Source organism: Sphaerospermopsis sp. LEGE 08334 (genome assembly GCF_015207205.1).
Taxonomy (GTDB): Bacteria; Cyanobacteriota; Cyanobacteriia; order Cyanobacteriales; family Nostocaceae; genus Sphaerospermopsis.
Genome location: NZ_JADEXH010000074.1, coordinates 1 through 16,345 on the forward strand (window position 1 = coordinate 1; position 16,345 = coordinate 16,345).

General features: G+C 36.8%; 15 protein-coding genes. 8 read left to right on the plus strand and 7 right to left on the minus strand.

From position 1 onward, the window contains the following. Window positions 1-205: 205 nt before the first annotated feature. Entirely contained in the window at window positions 206-2,824 is a 2,619-nt protein-coding gene (locus IQ237_RS24820; protein ID WP_194059924.1) for a chloride channel protein, read from the plus strand. Between the two features lie 259 nt (window positions 2,825-3,083). Here IQ237_RS24820 and IQ237_RS24825 read toward each other — a convergent pair whose 3' ends face one another. Next, on the minus strand, window positions 3,084-3,293 hold the full coding sequence (locus tag IQ237_RS24825) for a hypothetical protein (protein WP_194059925.1): 210 nt from the start codon (window positions 3,291-3,293) through the stop codon (window positions 3,084-3,086). Window positions 3,294-3,540: 247 nt separating this feature from the next. Between IQ237_RS24825 and IQ237_RS24830 the strand changes: the two genes are divergently transcribed. From IQ237_RS24830 to IQ237_RS24840, 3 genes are all read left to right on the plus strand, one after another. Then, a complete protein-coding gene (locus IQ237_RS24830; RefSeq protein ID WP_194059926.1) occupies window positions 3,541-5,700 on the plus strand; it encodes a Tex family protein in 2,160 nt (719 codons plus the stop codon). Between the two features lie 202 nt (window positions 5,701-5,902). After that, window positions 5,903-6,292, plus strand: coding sequence for a phage holin family protein (locus tag IQ237_RS24835; RefSeq protein ID WP_194059927.1), 390 nt, complete (start codon window positions 5,903-5,905; stop codon window positions 6,290-6,292). 176 nt (window positions 6,293-6,468) lie between these two features. Beyond that, on the plus strand, window positions 6,469-6,657 hold the full coding sequence (locus tag IQ237_RS24840; RefSeq protein WP_096566007.1) for a YqaE/Pmp3 family membrane protein: 189 nt from the start codon (window positions 6,469-6,471) through the stop codon (window positions 6,655-6,657). Window positions 6,658-6,861: 204 nt separating this feature from the next. Here IQ237_RS24840 and sbcD read toward each other — a convergent pair whose 3' ends face one another. Then, window positions 6,862-8,088: an exonuclease subunit SbcD gene (gene sbcD / locus IQ237_RS24845; RefSeq protein ID WP_194059928.1), complete on the minus strand. Its 1,227-nt coding sequence runs from the start codon at window positions 8,086-8,088 to the stop codon at window positions 6,862-6,864. Between the two features lie 267 nt (window positions 8,089-8,355). Here sbcD and IQ237_RS24850 point away from each other — a divergent pair, with 267 nt between their 5' ends. From IQ237_RS24850 to IQ237_RS24860, 3 genes are read left to right on the plus strand one after another with little or no spacing between them, the layout of a single operon-like run. Beyond that, window positions 8,356-9,747 (plus strand): serine/threonine-protein kinase, encoded by a 1,392-nt coding sequence (locus tag IQ237_RS24850; protein WP_228020700.1) that lies wholly within the window; start codon window positions 8,356-8,358, stop codon window positions 9,745-9,747. Between the two features lie 36 nt (window positions 9,748-9,783). After that, complete coding sequence (locus tag IQ237_RS24855; RefSeq protein ID WP_194059929.1) at window positions 9,784-10,044, plus strand: DUF4258 domain-containing protein; 261 nt, start codon at window positions 9,784-9,786, stop codon at window positions 10,042-10,044. Then, window positions 10,041-10,241, plus strand: a complete 201-nt coding sequence (locus tag IQ237_RS24860) for a DUF2283 domain-containing protein (RefSeq protein WP_194059930.1) — start codon at window positions 10,041-10,043, stop codon at window positions 10,239-10,241. Before IQ237_RS24855 ends, IQ237_RS24860 begins: the two co-directional genes overlap by 4 nt. A 598-nt stretch (window positions 10,242-10,839) precedes the next feature. Here IQ237_RS24860 and cysH read toward each other — a convergent pair. The 5 genes from cysH to IQ237_RS24885 form a co-directional block, all read right to left on the minus strand. Further along, on the minus strand, window positions 10,840-11,544 hold the full coding sequence (gene cysH, locus IQ237_RS24865) for a phosphoadenosine phosphosulfate reductase (RefSeq protein WP_194059931.1): 705 nt from the start codon (window positions 11,542-11,544) through the stop codon (window positions 10,840-10,842). A gap of 207 nt (window positions 11,545-11,751) precedes the next feature. After that, on the minus strand, window positions 11,752-12,258 hold the full coding sequence (locus IQ237_RS24870; RefSeq protein WP_194059932.1) for a DUF29 family protein: 507 nt from the start codon (window positions 12,256-12,258) through the stop codon (window positions 11,752-11,754). 13 nt (window positions 12,259-12,271) lie between these two features. Next, window positions 12,272-12,790 (minus strand): DUF29 family protein, encoded by a 519-nt coding sequence (locus IQ237_RS24875; protein ID WP_194059933.1) that lies wholly within the window; start codon window positions 12,788-12,790, stop codon window positions 12,272-12,274. Window positions 12,791-12,803: 13 nt separating this feature from the next. Further along, window positions 12,804-13,322 carry a DUF29 family protein gene (locus IQ237_RS24880; protein WP_194059934.1) on the minus strand — a complete coding sequence of 173 codons (519 nt, stop codon included), beginning with the start codon at window positions 13,320-13,322 and terminating at the stop codon, window positions 12,804-12,806. 120 nt (window positions 13,323-13,442) lie between these two features. Further along, complete coding sequence (locus tag IQ237_RS24885; RefSeq protein WP_194059935.1) at window positions 13,443-15,824, minus strand: phosphoketolase; 2,382 nt, start codon at window positions 15,822-15,824, stop codon at window positions 13,443-13,445. A 204-nt stretch (window positions 15,825-16,028) separates the two neighbouring features. On the opposite strand from IQ237_RS24885, the gene IQ237_RS26525 reads away from it, so the two are divergent. Further along, the gene (locus IQ237_RS26525) at window positions 16,029-16,145 is read left to right on the plus strand and encodes a helix-turn-helix domain-containing protein (RefSeq protein ID WP_228020701.1); all 117 of its coding nucleotides are present in this window, start codon (window positions 16,029-16,031) and stop codon (window positions 16,143-16,145) included. Window positions 16,146-16,345 lie beyond the last annotated feature (200 nt).

A 16,345-nucleotide genomic window follows, 5' to 3' on the forward strand; every position in this document is an offset into this window, starting at 1 on the left:
GACTGGGGACTGGGGACAAAAATTTTAGATTTTAGATTTTAGATTTTAGATTGGAGTTCGTGAAATACAATCCAAAATCCAAAATCCAAAATTCTACCACCAATCACCAATCACCAATCACCAATGAGCCATTATAGAAAATTATGATTTATGGAGGTTATTTTTCAATTTTGAATATTGAATATTGAATTTTAAATTTTAAATTATGATTTCCCCGGACATACTAACCCAGCGTTTTCGCAACTTCTGGCAGTCCAAAAAAAGTTTAACAATATCTTCAATGGGCTATGCCAATGTTGAAGCTTGTGCGATAGGAATTATTGCAGCTTTATCAGCAGTATTACTCAAACAAGGTTCAGGTTGGTTGGGAACATGGCGAGTTCACAGTACCCAACTTTTACCAGCTTGGCTAACTTTACCTTTAATTGGGATGAGTTTTGGCTTTTTAGCAGGTTGGTTGGTACAAAGGTTAGCACCAGAAGCAGCGGGTAGTGGTATTCCTCAAGTCAAAGCTAGTCTTGCCAATGTTCCTATTAAGTTATCCTGGCGAGTGGCATTAATTAAGTTACTCAGTGCTATCATTGCCTTGGGTTCAGGTATCACATTAGGAAGACAAGGTCCCACTGTCCAAGTGGGTGCAGGTTTAGCGGCCGGAATGAGTCGCACTTTTCCCACTTCCCCAGAACATCGCCGGCAAATGATCGCCGCAGGTGCGGGAGCAGGTTTATCTGCTGCTTTTAACGCCCCTATTGCTGGGGTATTATTTATTATTGAAGAATTACTCCAAGATGTATCAGGACTAACTTTAGGAACTGCCATTATTGCCTGTTTTATCGGTGGTGTAATTTCCCGATTATTAGGTGGTGGAAGTTTGCAACTAAACCTGGAATTAATGGACTATTCTAGCCGGTTTTCCCTGCAAGAAATTCCTATATTTTTATTGTTGGGTGTGTTGGCAGGGTTGCTAGGTGCTGTATTTAATCACGGTTTAATATTCAGTATTAAAACTTATCGGAGATTACACATTAGCTTACCGCTAAGAGTGGCTTTAGCTGGCTTGATTTCGGGTTTAATTGTGGCATTACTCCCAGAATATTATCGTGATAATGCTGGTTTGCGGGAGTATATGATTGCCAGTCAACCAAATCTTTTGTTAGCAATTATCACTTTTATTACTCAATTTATTTTAACATTAATTGCTTTTGGTTCTGGCGCTCCAGGGGGATTATTTGCACCTAGTTTAATTTTAGGTTCTTGTTTAGGTCATATCGTTGGAGTTTGTGAGTTTCAACTGTGGGGTTTTGGTTCTCCTACTACCTACGCTTTAGCCGGAATGGGGGGATTTTTTAGCGCCGTTTCCAAAGTTCCAATTACAGCTATTGTCATTATTTTTGAAATGACGACAGATTTCAATCTTGTATTACCTTTAATGATTGTTTCTGTCACCTCTTATTTAGTAGCAGATCAAGTTGTACCTGGTTCACTCTATGAAAAACTTTTACTATTGAATGGGATCAAACTACAAAAAAATGTTCCACTTGAAGGGGTATTAACAGAATTAAAAGCCCAGGATGTAATGCAGCAACGGGTAGAAACTCTAGAGGCAGAAATGTCGATAGAAGAATCAATTCAAGCCTTTTCTCGTTCTCATCATCGGGGTTTTCCAGTAGTAGAAAAAAATCAATTAGTGGGAATTATTACTCAATCAGATATACAAAATATTTACCCCTTCCAGCATACAGCTTTAAGGGAAATCATGACACCAAAACCAATCACAGTTAAGCCGACACAAACCCTGAGTGATGTACTGTATTTACTGGATCGTTATCAAATTAGTCGTTTACCAGTGGTAGAAAAACAAAAATTGATTGGTATTATTACTCGTGCAGATATTATTAGAGCAGAAGCAGATCGTCTGAACTGTAAAAATGGCATGACTGGACCACAACCAGAACCATCTTATGTTGTTTATCAGACGCGATCGCCTAATATTGGTAGAGGTAGATTATTAGTTACACTTGCTAACCCAGATACAGCAGAAACTATTTTACAAATGGCTGCTACTATTGCCCGCGATCGCCATTATGAATTAGAGTGTTTACAAATTATTTTAGTATCCCGTAACAGTTCCCCCTCAGAAACAAAAGTTAGAACCGCAAAAAGTCGTCGTTTACTTAACAAAGCAGAAGCTTTAGCCAAAAAATGGGATATTCCCATTCATACACAAATAAGAGTCGCCCATGATGTCGCCCAAGCCATTTTAGAAACAATTAAAGAACGTCATATAGATTTAACTTTCATGGGTTGGAAAGGAAATACTTCCACCCCAGGACGCATTTTTGGTACTGTTGTTGATACTATAATTCGTCAAGCTACCTGTGATGTAGTTGTCGTTAAGTTAGGTAATTATTTAAAACATCCCTATTTTAACCGTTGGTTAGTACCAATGGCAGGGGGACCAAATGCACCTATAGCTATTAAATTATTACCAGCTTTAGTCACATTAGGAAATGAGCCTGAAATTCGCCTCACTCAAGTATTTAAACCATCGGAATTAAAACCTAATATGCAATTTTTAGAATCATATACTCGTCAGTTAATCCGACATCGCAATTTACATAGTAATGTTTTTGCAACACCTATAGAAGCTGATTCTGTTACGGAAGGAGTAATTAATTTAGTTAAAAAAGAAGATTTTGATGTAGTAGTTTTAGGTGCTTCTCGTGAGGGTTTACTACAACAAGCAATTCACGGTAATATTCCTGAAAATATTGCTTCTGGTGTTGATAGTACAGTAATTTTAGTGAGAGGAGAAATTAATTAATAATAGGTGATTGGTGATTGGTGATTGGTGATTGGTGATTGGTGATTGGTGATTGGTGATTGGTGATTGGTGATTGGTAATTGGTGATTGGTAATTGGTGATTGGTAATTGGTGATTGGTAATAGGTGATTGGTAACTAGATCATGATTTTAGAACGAAATATAACCAACGCATTTCAAATGGATGAAAGCACGTAGCAACGCCATGTAAACTCTTGGAGTGTGTAGAGTCGCATTGCTACTGTTTTACCACAAACCGTTTAATAAAATTTCTTCAACAACTTGTTAGAAAATAACAGTACAAAAACTAACAAACTTAACTGAATTTGCCAAGGTGCTATAATCAGGCTCAGAAGCAGCGTTACAGCCGTCAACACACCTGCAATATAAGCAACTTCATCATTATGTTTGTTCCAAAAATAACCAGTAACTAACCCAGTAAGTAATGGAATCAGAAAAAACAAAGGCATTTTACCAAGTCCTGAACTAACAGCCTAATGGTTGAAATCTATAGATTCAACCTATATTTATCATAAGAATTGATTATACACTTACGTATGTTTTCTTGACAATACTTTTTTTAAACTGAGCTTAAACTGAGGATAGGAAACAGTTTAAATTATATAATTGGGTATATTATTGAAATTTCCTGGCTTGTACTCACATATTGAGCAAGCATATTAAATTTTGAAGTAGCATTTTTAACTAAAAAATCGAATGTTGAACATTCCGCAATTACTAGCAACAGAACTAGAACTTAAACCCCATCAGGTGCATAACGCACTGGAACTTTTCGCTGAAGGTGCGACAATTCCCTTTATTGCACGGTATCGCAAAGAACGCACTGGAGAAATGAATGAAGTGCAATTGCGGGACTTATCTGATAGACATACATACTTAACAGAATTAGAAGAAAGAAAGCAAGTAATTTTAAATGCGATTACCGAACAAGGTAAACTCACAGAAGAACTAAAAGAGAAAATCGCATCTTGTCTGCAAAAAACAGAACTTGAGGATTTATACTTACCATACAAACCAAAACGCCGCACTCGTGCAACTATCGCTAGAGAGAAAGGACTAGAACCTTTAGCAGCATTTATTAAATCATTAAATGTGAAAAATGGCGTAGGTGCTGACTTAGAAACAGAAGCAGCAAAATATATTTCTGAAGAAAAAGGCGTAAAAAATGCAGAAGAAGCATTAAAAGGCGCATCAGATATTTTAGCCGAAGAAGTAGCAGAAAAAGCTGAATTACGCGCCTATCTGCGGGATTATTTCTTAGCTGAAGGGGTGTTTGTTTCCCGTATTAAAGATGAACATCCTGAAGGTACAACCAAATTTGAAATGTACCGCAATTATCAAATCAAAGTCAAAAATATTGCCCCTCATAATATGCTGGCTTTGTGTCGGGGGGAAGCGGAAAAAATCTTAAATTTTGACATTGATTTTGATGAAGATTTTGTACTTTCCTATTTAGAATCCCAAGAAATAAAAACCAAAGTCAGAAATATCAGAGACTTTTATCAAGCAATGTTAAAAGATGCCTTTAACCGCTTGATGAAAACCTCACTTATCAGTGAAGTAATTTCTGAAAAGAAAACTTATTCTGATATAGAATCAATCAAAACCTTTGAAGCTAATTTGCGGGAATTATTGTTATCTGCACCTGCGGGAATGAAACCAACTTTAGCTGTAGATCCAGGTTTTAGAACAGGTTGCAAAGTTGCAGTTTTGGATCAAACTGGTAAATTCTTAGAATATCAAGCTGTATTCCCTCATCAAGCAGCAGAACAACGACAAAAAGCAGCACAAACACTAAAGAAATTAATCGAAAAATACAACATTGAATTAATCGCCATTGGTAACGGAACAGCATCCCGTGAAACCGATGAATTTGTAGGAGAAGTATTAACAACTTGTGAAAGAAAACCGATTAAAGTCATAGTCAATGAATCTGGTGCTTCCATATATTCAGCCAGCAAAGTTGCACTTGCAGAATTTCCTGATTTAGATGTTACCGTCAGAGGTGCAATTAGTATCGGGAGAAGATTACAAGATCCCCTAGCAGAATTAGTAAAAATTGACCCCAAATCAATTGGTGTAGGACAATATCAACACGACGTTGATCAAAAACTTTTGAAAAAGAAACTCGATGAAACAGTAGAAAGTTGTGTGAATTATGTGGGAGTAGATTTAAACACCGCATCCAAAGAATTGCTAACCTTTGTTTCAGGAATTACCCCCACAGTTGCTAACAATATAATTGCTTATCGCAACCAAAATGGCGCATTCAAAAATCGCAAACAACTGTTAAAAGTAGCGAAACTCGGACCAAAAGCTTATGAACAAGCAGCAGGTTTTTTAAGAATTAGAGATGGAGAAAACCCCTTAGATAACACCGCAGTTCACCCAGAAAGTTATCCTGTAGTAGAGGCGATCGCTAAAGATTTACAAGTACCATTAAAACAGGTAACACAAATAGCCGAAAACCTGAAAAAAACCAACCTCAAAAAATACGTAACTGATAATATTGGAGAACCCACACTCAGAGATATTCTCAACGAACTAGAAAAACCTGGAAGAGATCCCCGTGCAGAATTTAAGTATGCAACCTTCAAAGAAGGAATAAAAGAAATTAGCGACTTAAAAGAGGGAATGGAACTAGAAGGAATTATCACAAATGTTGCTAACTTCGGTGCATTTGTTGATATCGGAGTACATCAAGATGGTTTAGTTCACATATCCCAACTTGCAGATAGATTTGTAGATGATCCTAAGAAAATAGTCAAAGTTGGACAAGTAGTAAAAGTCAGAGTGTTAGAAGTGAACGAAAAATTAAAACGCATTGGTTTATCCATGAAAGCAGTCAAACAATAGAATTAACCCTCACGCAAAGACGCAATCTCCGTCAGGAGATCCCGCAGGGTAGACGCAAAGAAAGAATCTAATTCTCTCTGCGACTCTGCGCCTCTGCGTGCAAAAAATCATCCTTCCGATATACCTCCATCCTATCCATCAACAGATGTGAAAACTGCAAAATTCTTTAAAAATAAAAGTAGCAGTTACAGAGGTAAAAATAATGTGGGCGACATTCTTAACCGCACTCGCAACAGCATTAAGCTTGTTAATTGTCGATATCATCTTTCCTGGTGTGAGGATTGCCAATTTTCCCGCAGCTTTAATTGCAGGGTTAGTAATTGGTGTAATTAATGGTTCAATTAAACCAATTATTTCCTCCCTATCTTTACCATTGACTTATGTAACTTTCGGTGGATTTTCTTTAGTAGTTAATGGAATTTGTTTTTGGTTAGCATCAATTTTAGTTCCTGGGTTTAGAGTACAAGGAATTATTGCTTTTCTTCTCGCTCCAGTAGTTCTATCTTTGGCTAATACCTTCATCAATAAATACTTTGCAGAAAAGAATCTGGAGTTACAAGGCAATAATAGTCAAATCACGACTGAATCTTAATTTAATCATCAAATACTGTGCTGAAAGTTTGCATATCAAGGGCGGGCAAGATGCCCACCCCACAAGATTCAACAGAAGATTTAAATTGAATTATTGACTTTTGCTATGCAAATTTGATGATTTTTAGCTTTGTAGTTTTCAGATTTTAAGTAACTCCAATAAAGAGGAATTATCCCATGAAATTAACTCGTTTGCTGCTTGGTTTATTCTTACCTCCTGTGGGAGTATTTCTGACAGAAGGTGTAGGTATAACTTTGATAATTAACATTTTGTTAACCTTGTTAGGTTGGCTTCCTGGTAGTATTCATGCACTGTGGGTAATTACCAAACATGAAGAAAGATTGAATAGAGGGGAAGGTTTTTAGTTGAATTTTGGCAGATAAATTGCAGTTTGTGTGGGAGCATCCCAATGTTGAAAAAAATAAACACAGCCACACCAAAAACTCTCGATCAACCCTCTTACCTTTGTATCCTTTGCGCCCTTTGCGGTTCAATCATATTCAGCTTTGGTGCATATTATTTCCATAGATTAAAATAAATTTACACATTTGGGATGCTCCAGTTTGTGTTCAATAAATTTCTTCCACTAAGAGATTTTCTGCTGCTTCTAACATAGATGCAGCAATATCTTTTAAATCATCCCGATTATTTAAATAAGTTCTTAAAGCTTCCATCGGATCTATACTGCTACTGGCGCTTAATTCAGGAATCCGAGGTTTAGCTAATTGACTAACTAATTCTGGTTGAATTGTATAAGTATGTGCTGTATTTAAAGCTTTATGAATTGCGGAATTTTCTATTAAATCTAATTGTTCAGAACGCAATTTATAGATTAACCTAACTACAGTTTCTTCAAGATTATACTTGGATATTGCCTTCAACAAAACTTCCTGCGGATCATCACTTTTAGATAAATCTACCTCAATAGTACGAAATGTCCGCACAGGTAAAGAACAAAATTCCCACTCTACATTACCTTTTTCCAACTCTACCATCACATAACCTTTATCTTCCTTCTCCTCACTAAAATCAACCCGTTCAATACTCCCAGGATAAATCACCGGTGGATCATTAGATTTATTCAGATTTTGATGGCAGTGAACATGACCTAAAGCTACATAATCAAAACAAGGTCGTGTTAATAAAGAAATAGGTAAAGTAAAACCCTTACCCACAGCTAACAAACTTTCAGCACCTAACATAGCATTATCCGCCATCAAATGTGCTAAAAGCACGGTAGGTACATCAGGATCAAGCTTTCTTACTTCCCCTTCTAAAACCACTTCTAACCGTTCTGTTAAAAGTTGATTCACTTCAGCCATAGATAAACCCGCTGTTTCCTTACGAGTCATCAACATGGAACGAGTCAACCAAGGAAGGGTAATAACTTGTACCTTACCGCTACGGGTTGGGATATGATGGGTAGTTAAAGTATCACCGACGACGAAACCAGGAACGCCAAGAGTACGGTAAATATTGAGACTTGCACCGCCGACTCCTTGGGAATGTAAGTCATGATTTCCCACTAACAAAACTGTAGGTATATTGGCATCTACAAGGCGGCGGAACTGACTAGCAAATGCTTCTTGTACGTAGGGTGCGGGTGTGGCATCGGGAAAAGCATCACCACCGAAAATCACCATATCTACTGGTTCTGATAAAGCGCGATCAATACATAAAGATAGGGTATTGACAAAATCTTCTAATCGTGTATTTAAGCCTGTGGTGGGGTTGATGCGGCCGTGGGAGAAACCGCTTCCTATGTGGATGTCTGAAAGGTGTAGGATTTTGATCATGTTGCTGAGTGGGATTTTTTTTGAAACGAACCGCAAAGAACGCAAAGGACACGAAGGTAAGAGGGTTTAATTTTTATCTGCGTTTATCTGCGTTTATCTGCGTTCGATTTTTTTGATGTTCTATTCTATTACTGTTAGATTACTACTTTTTGAACGAACCACGAAGGTACGAAGGACACGAAGGTAAGAGGGTTTAAGAGAGATTTTCCATAGGTTTTAATTTTTATCTGCGTTTATCTGCGTTCGATTATTTTTGATGCTTGGGTTATGTTACAATTACGGGCATATTTAAGCATACATCTTTCTATGTTACAACCAGGTCAGTCTTTACAACAACGTCCCTATTATGTCATAGAAGAAGAAATAGGTTCTGGGGGTTTTGGTGTTACTTTTAAAGCAAAACATCAGGATTTGGATTTACCCGTTGTTATTAAAACTCCTAACAGTCGTTTGTGTAGAGATGCTAATTATTCTAAATATGTGGAAGGTTTCCGCAAGGAAGGAAGAAGATTAGCAGAAATTACCAAACTTCAACATCCCAATATTGTCAGAATTACAGATTTTTTTGAAGAGGATGGTTTACCATGTCTGGTGATGGATTTTGTAAACGGTAAAAATTTATATCATTTAGTAAGAGAAAAAGGAATTTTATCAGAAGCAATTGCTATTGATTATATTAAACAAATTGCTGACGCTTTATCTCTTTGTCATGAAAACGGCATTATTCACCGGGACGCACATCCTGGAAATATGATTTTAAGAGAAAATAGCAATACTGTAGTTTTGATAGATTTTGGTTTAGCGGGAAATGTGAATAGTCAAAGTATTAACCAAGCTGCTAATTTAGCTTTTGCACCTTGGGAACAAATGTTAGAAACGGAAAAATCAGCAACGATAGATGTTTATACTTTAGCTGCTTCTTTGTTTTATTTAGTGACTGGAGATACCCCCATTGCATCTTTAGCCAGAAAGTTAAATAATCGTGCTTTAATAGAACCAAAGGAATTAAATTCAAGAATTAGTGATAAGTTAAATCAAGCGATTGTTAAAGGTTTAGAATTAGAACCTATAAACCGTCCGCAAACCATGAAGGAATGGGTGGATTTATTTTCTAATAATAATGTAGAAATTTGTAACGAAACATCTGTGCAAAAATCCTTAACAAACCAAGAGATAGAATTAGAATCAGATGTAGGAATAGACTACATAAAACTAAGTAAATTACTCAAAGCTAGGAAATGGGAAGAAGCAGATGAGGAAACAGCACAAATTATGTTAGGTGTTGCAAAACGGGAGAAGGAAGGTTACTTAGAAGTAGAACATATTGATAATTTTCCCTGTGCAGACCTCCGCACTATTGATCAATTGTGGGTAAAATACAGTAATGGTAAATTTGGTTTTTCTGTACAGAAAAGGATTTATCAAGGTTTGGGGGGAACGAGAGAATATAACTCTGAAATCTGGGAGAAGTTCGGAGATAAGGTAGGATGGAGGATAGAAGACTGGTTATATTACGAAGATATTATTTTTGATATAAAAGCACCAGAAGGCCACCTACCCTACATTTTACTTTGGGAAGATCATGGAGATTTGGAAGGATTGGGGGGTAGTGAAGTTATATCTTCTCTCGCGTCGAGACTTGTAGATTGTAACATTTAAAAATTACAGAAAATTATTCAGTCAAAATTAAATGAAATGACATACAAGATTTCCCGTCATGCACAAATAGAAATGGAAAGACGACAGATTTCTCTTTCTTCAGTTGAATCTGTGTTAGACAATCCCCAACAAATTATAATAGAAAGAGAAGGACGGAAAGTATATCAATCAAAAGTTGACTTTGGTAACGGTAAAATCTTCTTACTGCGTATTATTGTTGCAGATGATATTGATCCTAAAGTTGTAATTACTGTTTATCGAACTAGCAAAATTGAAAAATACTGGAGAGAATCATGAAAATTACCTACGACGCAGAAGTTGATGTTTTAAGAATTATATTCAGCAATGTACCAATTGAAGAAAGTGATGAAGAAAAACCAGGAATCATTTTAGATTATGACGACACTGGAAATATTGTAGGAATTGAAATCATAGATGCTTCCAAACGTATGGATAATCCCTGTTCAGTTGAATATTCTGTTAGTAATTCTTAGGTTGAGTTATTGTAAATAAATCTTACGTAATCAACAATGTGTAGATATTGGGTTTCACTTTCTCAGAATCAGGATATCCAGAATTAAAGGATGTACAGGATGGTAATTTTTAGATGGTTTGTTGGTGATGAAAATTGCATTTTGTCAGAATCAGGATAACCAGGATTAAAGGATTAACAGGATGGTATTTTTTAGATAGTTTAAATTATTCAAAACCAATCATTCAAAAACATCCTGAAAAATACTCAACTTCCCATCATAAATCATCCAATCATATCCTGATAGCGAAGCGTGGCGTTAGCCATAAATCCTATAATCCTAGACATCCTGATTCTGACAATCTCTTCTTAGCGTCTTTGCTTCTTAGCGTCTCTGCGCGAAACTTAAATCTCAAAAATCCCTACAAATAACTTATCAATCACATCCTGAAAATCCTCAAATCCTGGACATCCTGATTCTGACAAAAAAATTCTAACTTTTGACTTTTGACTTTCCGAAGGGTGTCCTGATTCTGACAAATACAAAATATTAGTCATTAGTAATTAGCCATTTTTAACACTTTACCAATGACCAATGACCAATGACCAATAACTAAAAACTAAATGTGAATACCACACTCAGTTTTACCAGTTCCTCTCCAACGTCCAGCGCGTTCATCTTCACCTTCACCTACTTTAGTAGTAATAGGTTCATCACCAATGCTAGGATATCCTTGATCATGCAAAGGATTATAAATTACTTTGTGTTCTGCAACATAAGCCCAGCTTTGTTTACGAGTCCAAGCAGCTAAAGGATTAATTTTTAAACGTCCTTGGTTGTCTAATTCAAACACAGGCATATTCGCACGGGTAACAGCTTGGTCACGACGGCGGCCTGTAATCCAAGCTACTGTGTTTAGTTCGTTCAAACCGCGTGTTAAAGGTTCAATTTTAGTAACGTCGTGGAATTTGATAATATCTGTATCCCATAATGCTTCACCGTACTTAGCCGCAAAAGCTTCACGGGTGTCTACATCAGGTGCTTTGTAGGTTTTTAAATCTAGGTTATATAGGTCTTTTGCTTTAGCAACTAATTCTAAAGTTTCTTTGAAGTGATACAGAGTATCTAGGAAGATAACGGGTACTGGATGCTTGAGTACAGTATATAAAATGTGGGTGAGGATGATGTCATCAACGTTAAACGCGCTGGTTTGTACTAACCCTGTGGGGATGTTTTCCACAGACCAAGCTAAAATCTCTGTAGGGGTAGCGGTTTCAAATTTCTGATTTAAGCTATCTAAATCAAAAGTTGCAGCGACTGTCATGATAATTCTCTAGTAAGGTATTTTTACTTTGTGTTAAGTTTCATCCTACCTTATTAAAGACACCTATTCCTATCGTTATTGTCAATAATTTAGGTAATTATTTTGTACGGGTATTACTACACGGTAGATTTTGGAGTCTGTTTTTAAACGCAGATGGACGCAGACAAACGCAGATATTATATATAATTTAATACATTTAATACATATTTATTGCCATTTTTCACCACCGGGTAATTCAATGATAATTTCTGTAATAGCTTTTGGTAATTCTTTGACAGAATGTACATAAGTTAATTCTAAAAACTTGAAAGCAATGGAAATTATTTGATATTTATCTACCATTTCTGCTAGTTGAAATTCAGTGTAGATACCATTTAAAACTTCTACGCTTGCATCACCTATTGCTAATTCTATTTCTTCTTCTAAATAATTCTCCCATTCGTCTTTATTGATGTAATAGGATTTTTTGTTTTCCTTAAGATTGATTTTTTTGATTTCTACTAAAGCGTTACGAATAGATACAACCCAAGAATTTGTTAACCGTTGTTCTATTTGATTTTTAATCAAGTGTATTAACAACACCCTTAAAAATGATTGAATATTCCTTAAAATTGCCTGTTTACTCATCCCCTCTAACTCATCTACAATTGCTAACGCATCTTCATATCTTCCCGCTAAGATGCTATTTCTCAAGTCTATTAATTCCTGTGTCATTTTTTATCACCTCTTAGCTGTTACCTAATTTCCAATTTTCACCACCGGGGAACTGTATCACAGCATTATTAATAATTCCCGTTAATTCACTACTGGGATAATTATATGTTAATTGTAATAAATTATGAGCTTCATTTATAATTTGTTGTTTATCAACAATTTCCGCTAGTTGAAATGGGGTATACATACCATTTGCAACTTCTATACTTGCATCAGAAATAGCTGCTTCTATTTCTTCCTGTAACCATGTATCCCATTCATCTTTATTGATGTAATAGGATTTTTTGTTTTCTTTAAGATTGATTTTTTTGATTTCTACCAAGGAATTACGAATAGAAGCTACCCAAGAATTTGTTAATCTTTGTTCGATTTGATTTTTGATCAAATGAATTAACAACACCCTTAAAAATGATTGAATATTCCTTAAAATTGCCTGTTTACTCATCCCCTCTAACTCATCTACAATTGCTAACGCATCTTCATATCTTCCCGCTAAGATGCTATTTCTCAAGTCTATTAATTCCTGTGTCATTTTTTATCACCTCTTAGCTGTTACCTAATTTCCAATTTTCACCACCGGGGAACTGTATCACAGCATTATTAATAATTCCCGTTAATTCACTACTGGGATAATTATATGTTAATTGTAATAAATTATGAGCTTCATTTATAATTTGTTGTTTATCAACAATTTCCGCTAGTTGAAATGGGGTATACATACCATTTGCAACTTCTATACTTGCATCAGAAATAGCTGCTTCTATTTCTTCCTGTAACCATGTATCCCATTCATCTTTATTGATGTAATAGGATTTTTGATTTTCTTTTAAATTGATATCTTGAATTTCTACCAAGGAATTACGAATAGAAGCAACCCAAGAATTTGTCAACCGTTTTTCTATTTGATTTTTAATCAAATGAATTAACAATATCTTGATAAAAGATTTGATTTGTCTTAATATCGCTTTTTTACTCATCCCCTCTAACTCATCTACAATTGCTAACGCATCTTGATAACGTCCTGCTAAAATACTATTTCTCAAGTCTATTAATTCCTGTGTCATATTAATTAACCTCAAAGGTTATTTAATAGTATTATAACAAATAATTCATAACTTTGATCAAAATAAAATCCCCGATGTCTTGAAGAAGTCGGGGATCTGGAGTTATTTAGTTGTTATAGTTTAATAAGGCCATTTCCAGTCTCTAATTTCTGGCATATCTTCACCGTGTTTCTCGATGTATTGCTTATGTTCAATCAATTTATCTTGTAATTTTTGTTTCACATAAGCGGCTTTATAACCCAATTTTGGTACACGATCAATTACATCCATTACTAAATGGAAACGATCTAAATCATTCATTACCACCATATCAAAAGGTGTGGTAGTTGTACCTTCTTCTTTGTAACCACGAACATGAATATTATTGTGGTTTGTATGACGATAGGTAAGACGATGAATTAACCAGGGATAGCCATGAAATGCAAAGATAATTGGTTTATCTGTGGTAAAGATGATATCAAAATCTTTGCTGCTTAAACCGTGGGGATGTTCACTTTTTGGTTGTAGTGTCATCAAGTCTACAACGTTCACTACCCGCACTTTTAATTCGGGGAAATTTGTCCGTAGAATATCCACCGCCGCTAGGGTTTCTAAGGTGGGAATATCCCCCGCACAGGCCATGACTACATCGGGTTCACCATCTTGATCATTACTTGCCCATTCCCAAATTCCTAAACCTTTGGTACAGTGTTTAATGGCTGCATCCATGTCTAAGTATTGTAATGCTGGTTGTTTTCCAGCTACTATCACATTTACATAGTTACGACTTCTTAAACAATGGTCGGTTACTGATAATAAAGTGTTAGCATCGGGTGGAAGATAAACACGAATAACGTCGGCTTTTTTGTTAATTACATGATCTAAAAAACCAGGATCTTGGTGAGAGAAACCGTTATGATCTTGTCGCCAAACGTGGGAAGTGAGAAGATAATTTAAAGATGCGATCGGTCTTCTCCAAGAAATATGACGAGTTGTTTTTAACCATTTGGCGTGTTGGTTAAACATCGAGTCAATGATATGAATAAATGCTTCATAACAGGAGAAGAAACCATGTCTTCCTGTTAGCAAATATCCTTCTAACCATCCTTGACAGTTGGTTTCACTCAGCATTTCCATCACCCGACCATTTGCTGATAAATGATCATCTTCGGGTATGGTTTCTGCTACCCAGGTGCGGTTAGTGACTTCTAGTACAGGGTCGATGCGGTTGGATGCGGTTTCATCTGGTCCAAAAACTCGGAAGTTCTTACTCTCCAGGTTTTCTTTCATCACATCCCGCAGGAATTTTCCAGTAACTTTTGTAGCTTCAGCGTTAACAGTACCGGGTTTGGGGACTGCTACTGCATAGTTGCAAAAGTCTGGCATTTTTAGATCCCGCAGCAAGATACCACCGTTTGCGTGGGGGTTGTCTCCCATGCGTCGCTGGCCTGTGGGTGCGAGTTCTGCAAGTTCGGGAATGAGTTGACCGGTTTCATCAAAGAGTTCTTCGGGTTTGTAACTCTTCATCCAGTCTTCTAAAAGTTTCAAGTGTTCTGGTTTACCAGCTATATCACTAAAGGGGACTTGGTGCGATCGCCAATAGTCTTCTGTTTTCTTCCCGTCTACTTCCTTGGGTCCAGTCCAACCTTTGGGAGTTCTTAAAATTATCATTGGCCATTGCGGGCGTTTTTTGAAACCATGTACCCGCGCTTCTCTTTGGATACCTTGAATTTCGGTAACTATGGTATCTAAAGTTGCTGCCATTTGTTGATGGACATCCGCCGGATCAGCACCTTCCACAAAGTAAGGTTTATAGCCATAGCCGATAAATAGGCTTTCTAGTTCATCATGGGGCATCCGTGCTAATACGGTGGGATTAGCAATTTTATAACCGTTCAAATGTAAAATCGGTAAAACTGCACCATCAGTAACGGGGTTGAGGAATTTGTTAGAATGCCAGCTTGTAGCTAAAGGTCCCGTTTCGGCTTCCCCATCACCCACAACCGCCGCAACTAACAGGTCTGGGTTGTCAAAAGCAGCACCAAAGGCGTGTACTAAAGCATAACCTAGTTCTCCCCCTTCGTGAATAGAACCGGGGGTTTCCGGGGCAACGTGACTAGGAATACCACCAGGGAAGGAGAACTGTTTGAACAGTTTTTGCATTCCCTCTGCATCTTGGGAGATGTTGGGGTAATATTCGCTATATGTTCCTTCCAAGTAGGTGTTAGCTACAAGTCCTGGTCCACCATGTCCGGGTCCTGCGATGTAGATGGTGTTGAGGTCGTATTTTTTAATGATGCGGTTGAGGTGGACGTAAATAAAGTTCAGTCCGGGTGTAGTTCCCCAGTGTCCTAATAAACGGGGTTTAACGTGGTCTTGTTTCAGGGGTTCTTTCAGTAGGGGGTTGTCGAGGAGGTATATTTGTCCGACTGAAAGATAGTTGGCTGCACGCCAATATGCGTTAATTTTGTGTAATTCTGTGTCTGTTAAGGGTTTTTGTTTTGGAGTGCTGGCTAATGTCATTTTCAACTCCGGTAAGAGGTATTTACACCATTGTTTAGTGTAATGGTTTGCTGAGTTGGTGTCATCTTACCTGTGATTTGTTTTTTCGGGGGGTTAATTAACAGTAAGCCAAAAGCTAACAATTACTAACAATTGCTTACTTATGCTCCCAGTTAAAGTCATAGGCTCTTGTTATGTGTGCTTCTTTGGCTGTAAAATAGAATTATGCTACTAGGATTCAAGACAGAACTGAAGGTAAGCAAGCAACAAAGACTACTACTGGCACAACACGCAGGAGTAGCTAGACACGCTTGGAATCAAGGTTTAGCATTATGTCAATAGGTATTATTACATAACAAACTTAATCCTGAAGACAAAATTAAATTTCCCACAGCCATAGATTTACATAAATGGCTAGTAGCAGCCATTAAATCTACCCATCCTTGGTACTATGAAGTGTCTAAATGCGCCCCTCAATACGCATTAAGATATTTGTCAAATGCCCTTAAATCCTTCTTCAAAAAAAGTCAAGGGTTTCCTAA

Coding starts and splice junctions, on each gene's coding strand:
- IQ237_RS24875 (WP_194059933.1), bottom strand. CDS start 12,790: ATGACACAGGAATTAATAGACTTGAGAAATAGCATCTTAGCGGGAAGA.
- IQ237_RS24860 (WP_194059930.1), top strand. CDS start 10,041: ATGAAAATTACCTACGACGCAGAAGTTGATGTTTTAAGAATTATATTC.
- IQ237_RS24825 (WP_194059925.1), bottom strand. CDS start 3,293: ATGCCTTTGTTTTTTCTGATTCCATTACTTACTGGGTTAGTTACTGGT.
- IQ237_RS26525 (WP_228020701.1), top strand. CDS start 16,029: ATGCTACTAGGATTCAAGACAGAACTGAAGGTAAGCAAGCAACAAAGA.
- IQ237_RS24840 (WP_096566007.1), top strand. CDS start 6,469: ATGAAATTAACTCGTTTGCTGCTTGGTTTATTCTTACCTCCTGTGGGA.
- IQ237_RS24830 (WP_194059926.1), top strand. CDS start 3,541: ATGTTGAACATTCCGCAATTACTAGCAACAGAACTAGAACTTAAACCC.
- IQ237_RS24870 (WP_194059932.1), bottom strand. CDS start 12,258: ATGACACAGGAATTAATAGACTTGAGAAATAGCATCTTAGCGGGAAGA.
- IQ237_RS24885 (WP_194059935.1), bottom strand. CDS start 15,824: ATGACATTAGCCAGCACTCCAAAACAAAAACCCTTAACAGACACAGAA.
- IQ237_RS24820 (WP_194059924.1), top strand. CDS start 206: ATGATTTCCCCGGACATACTAACCCAGCGTTTTCGCAACTTCTGGCAG.
- IQ237_RS24850 (WP_228020700.1), top strand. CDS start 8,356: ATGTTACAATTACGGGCATATTTAAGCATACATCTTTCTATGTTACAA.
- sbcD (WP_194059928.1), bottom strand. CDS start 8,088: ATGATCAAAATCCTACACCTTTCAGACATCCACATAGGAAGCGGTTTC.
- cysH (WP_194059931.1), bottom strand. CDS start 11,544: ATGACAGTCGCTGCAACTTTTGATTTAGATAGCTTAAATCAGAAATTT.
- IQ237_RS24855 (WP_194059929.1), top strand. CDS start 9,784: ATGACATACAAGATTTCCCGTCATGCACAAATAGAAATGGAAAGACGA.
- IQ237_RS24835 (WP_194059927.1), top strand. CDS start 5,903: ATGTGGGCGACATTCTTAACCGCACTCGCAACAGCATTAAGCTTGTTA.
- IQ237_RS24880 (WP_194059934.1), bottom strand. CDS start 13,322: ATGACACAGGAATTAATAGACTTGAGAAATAGTATTTTAGCAGGACGT.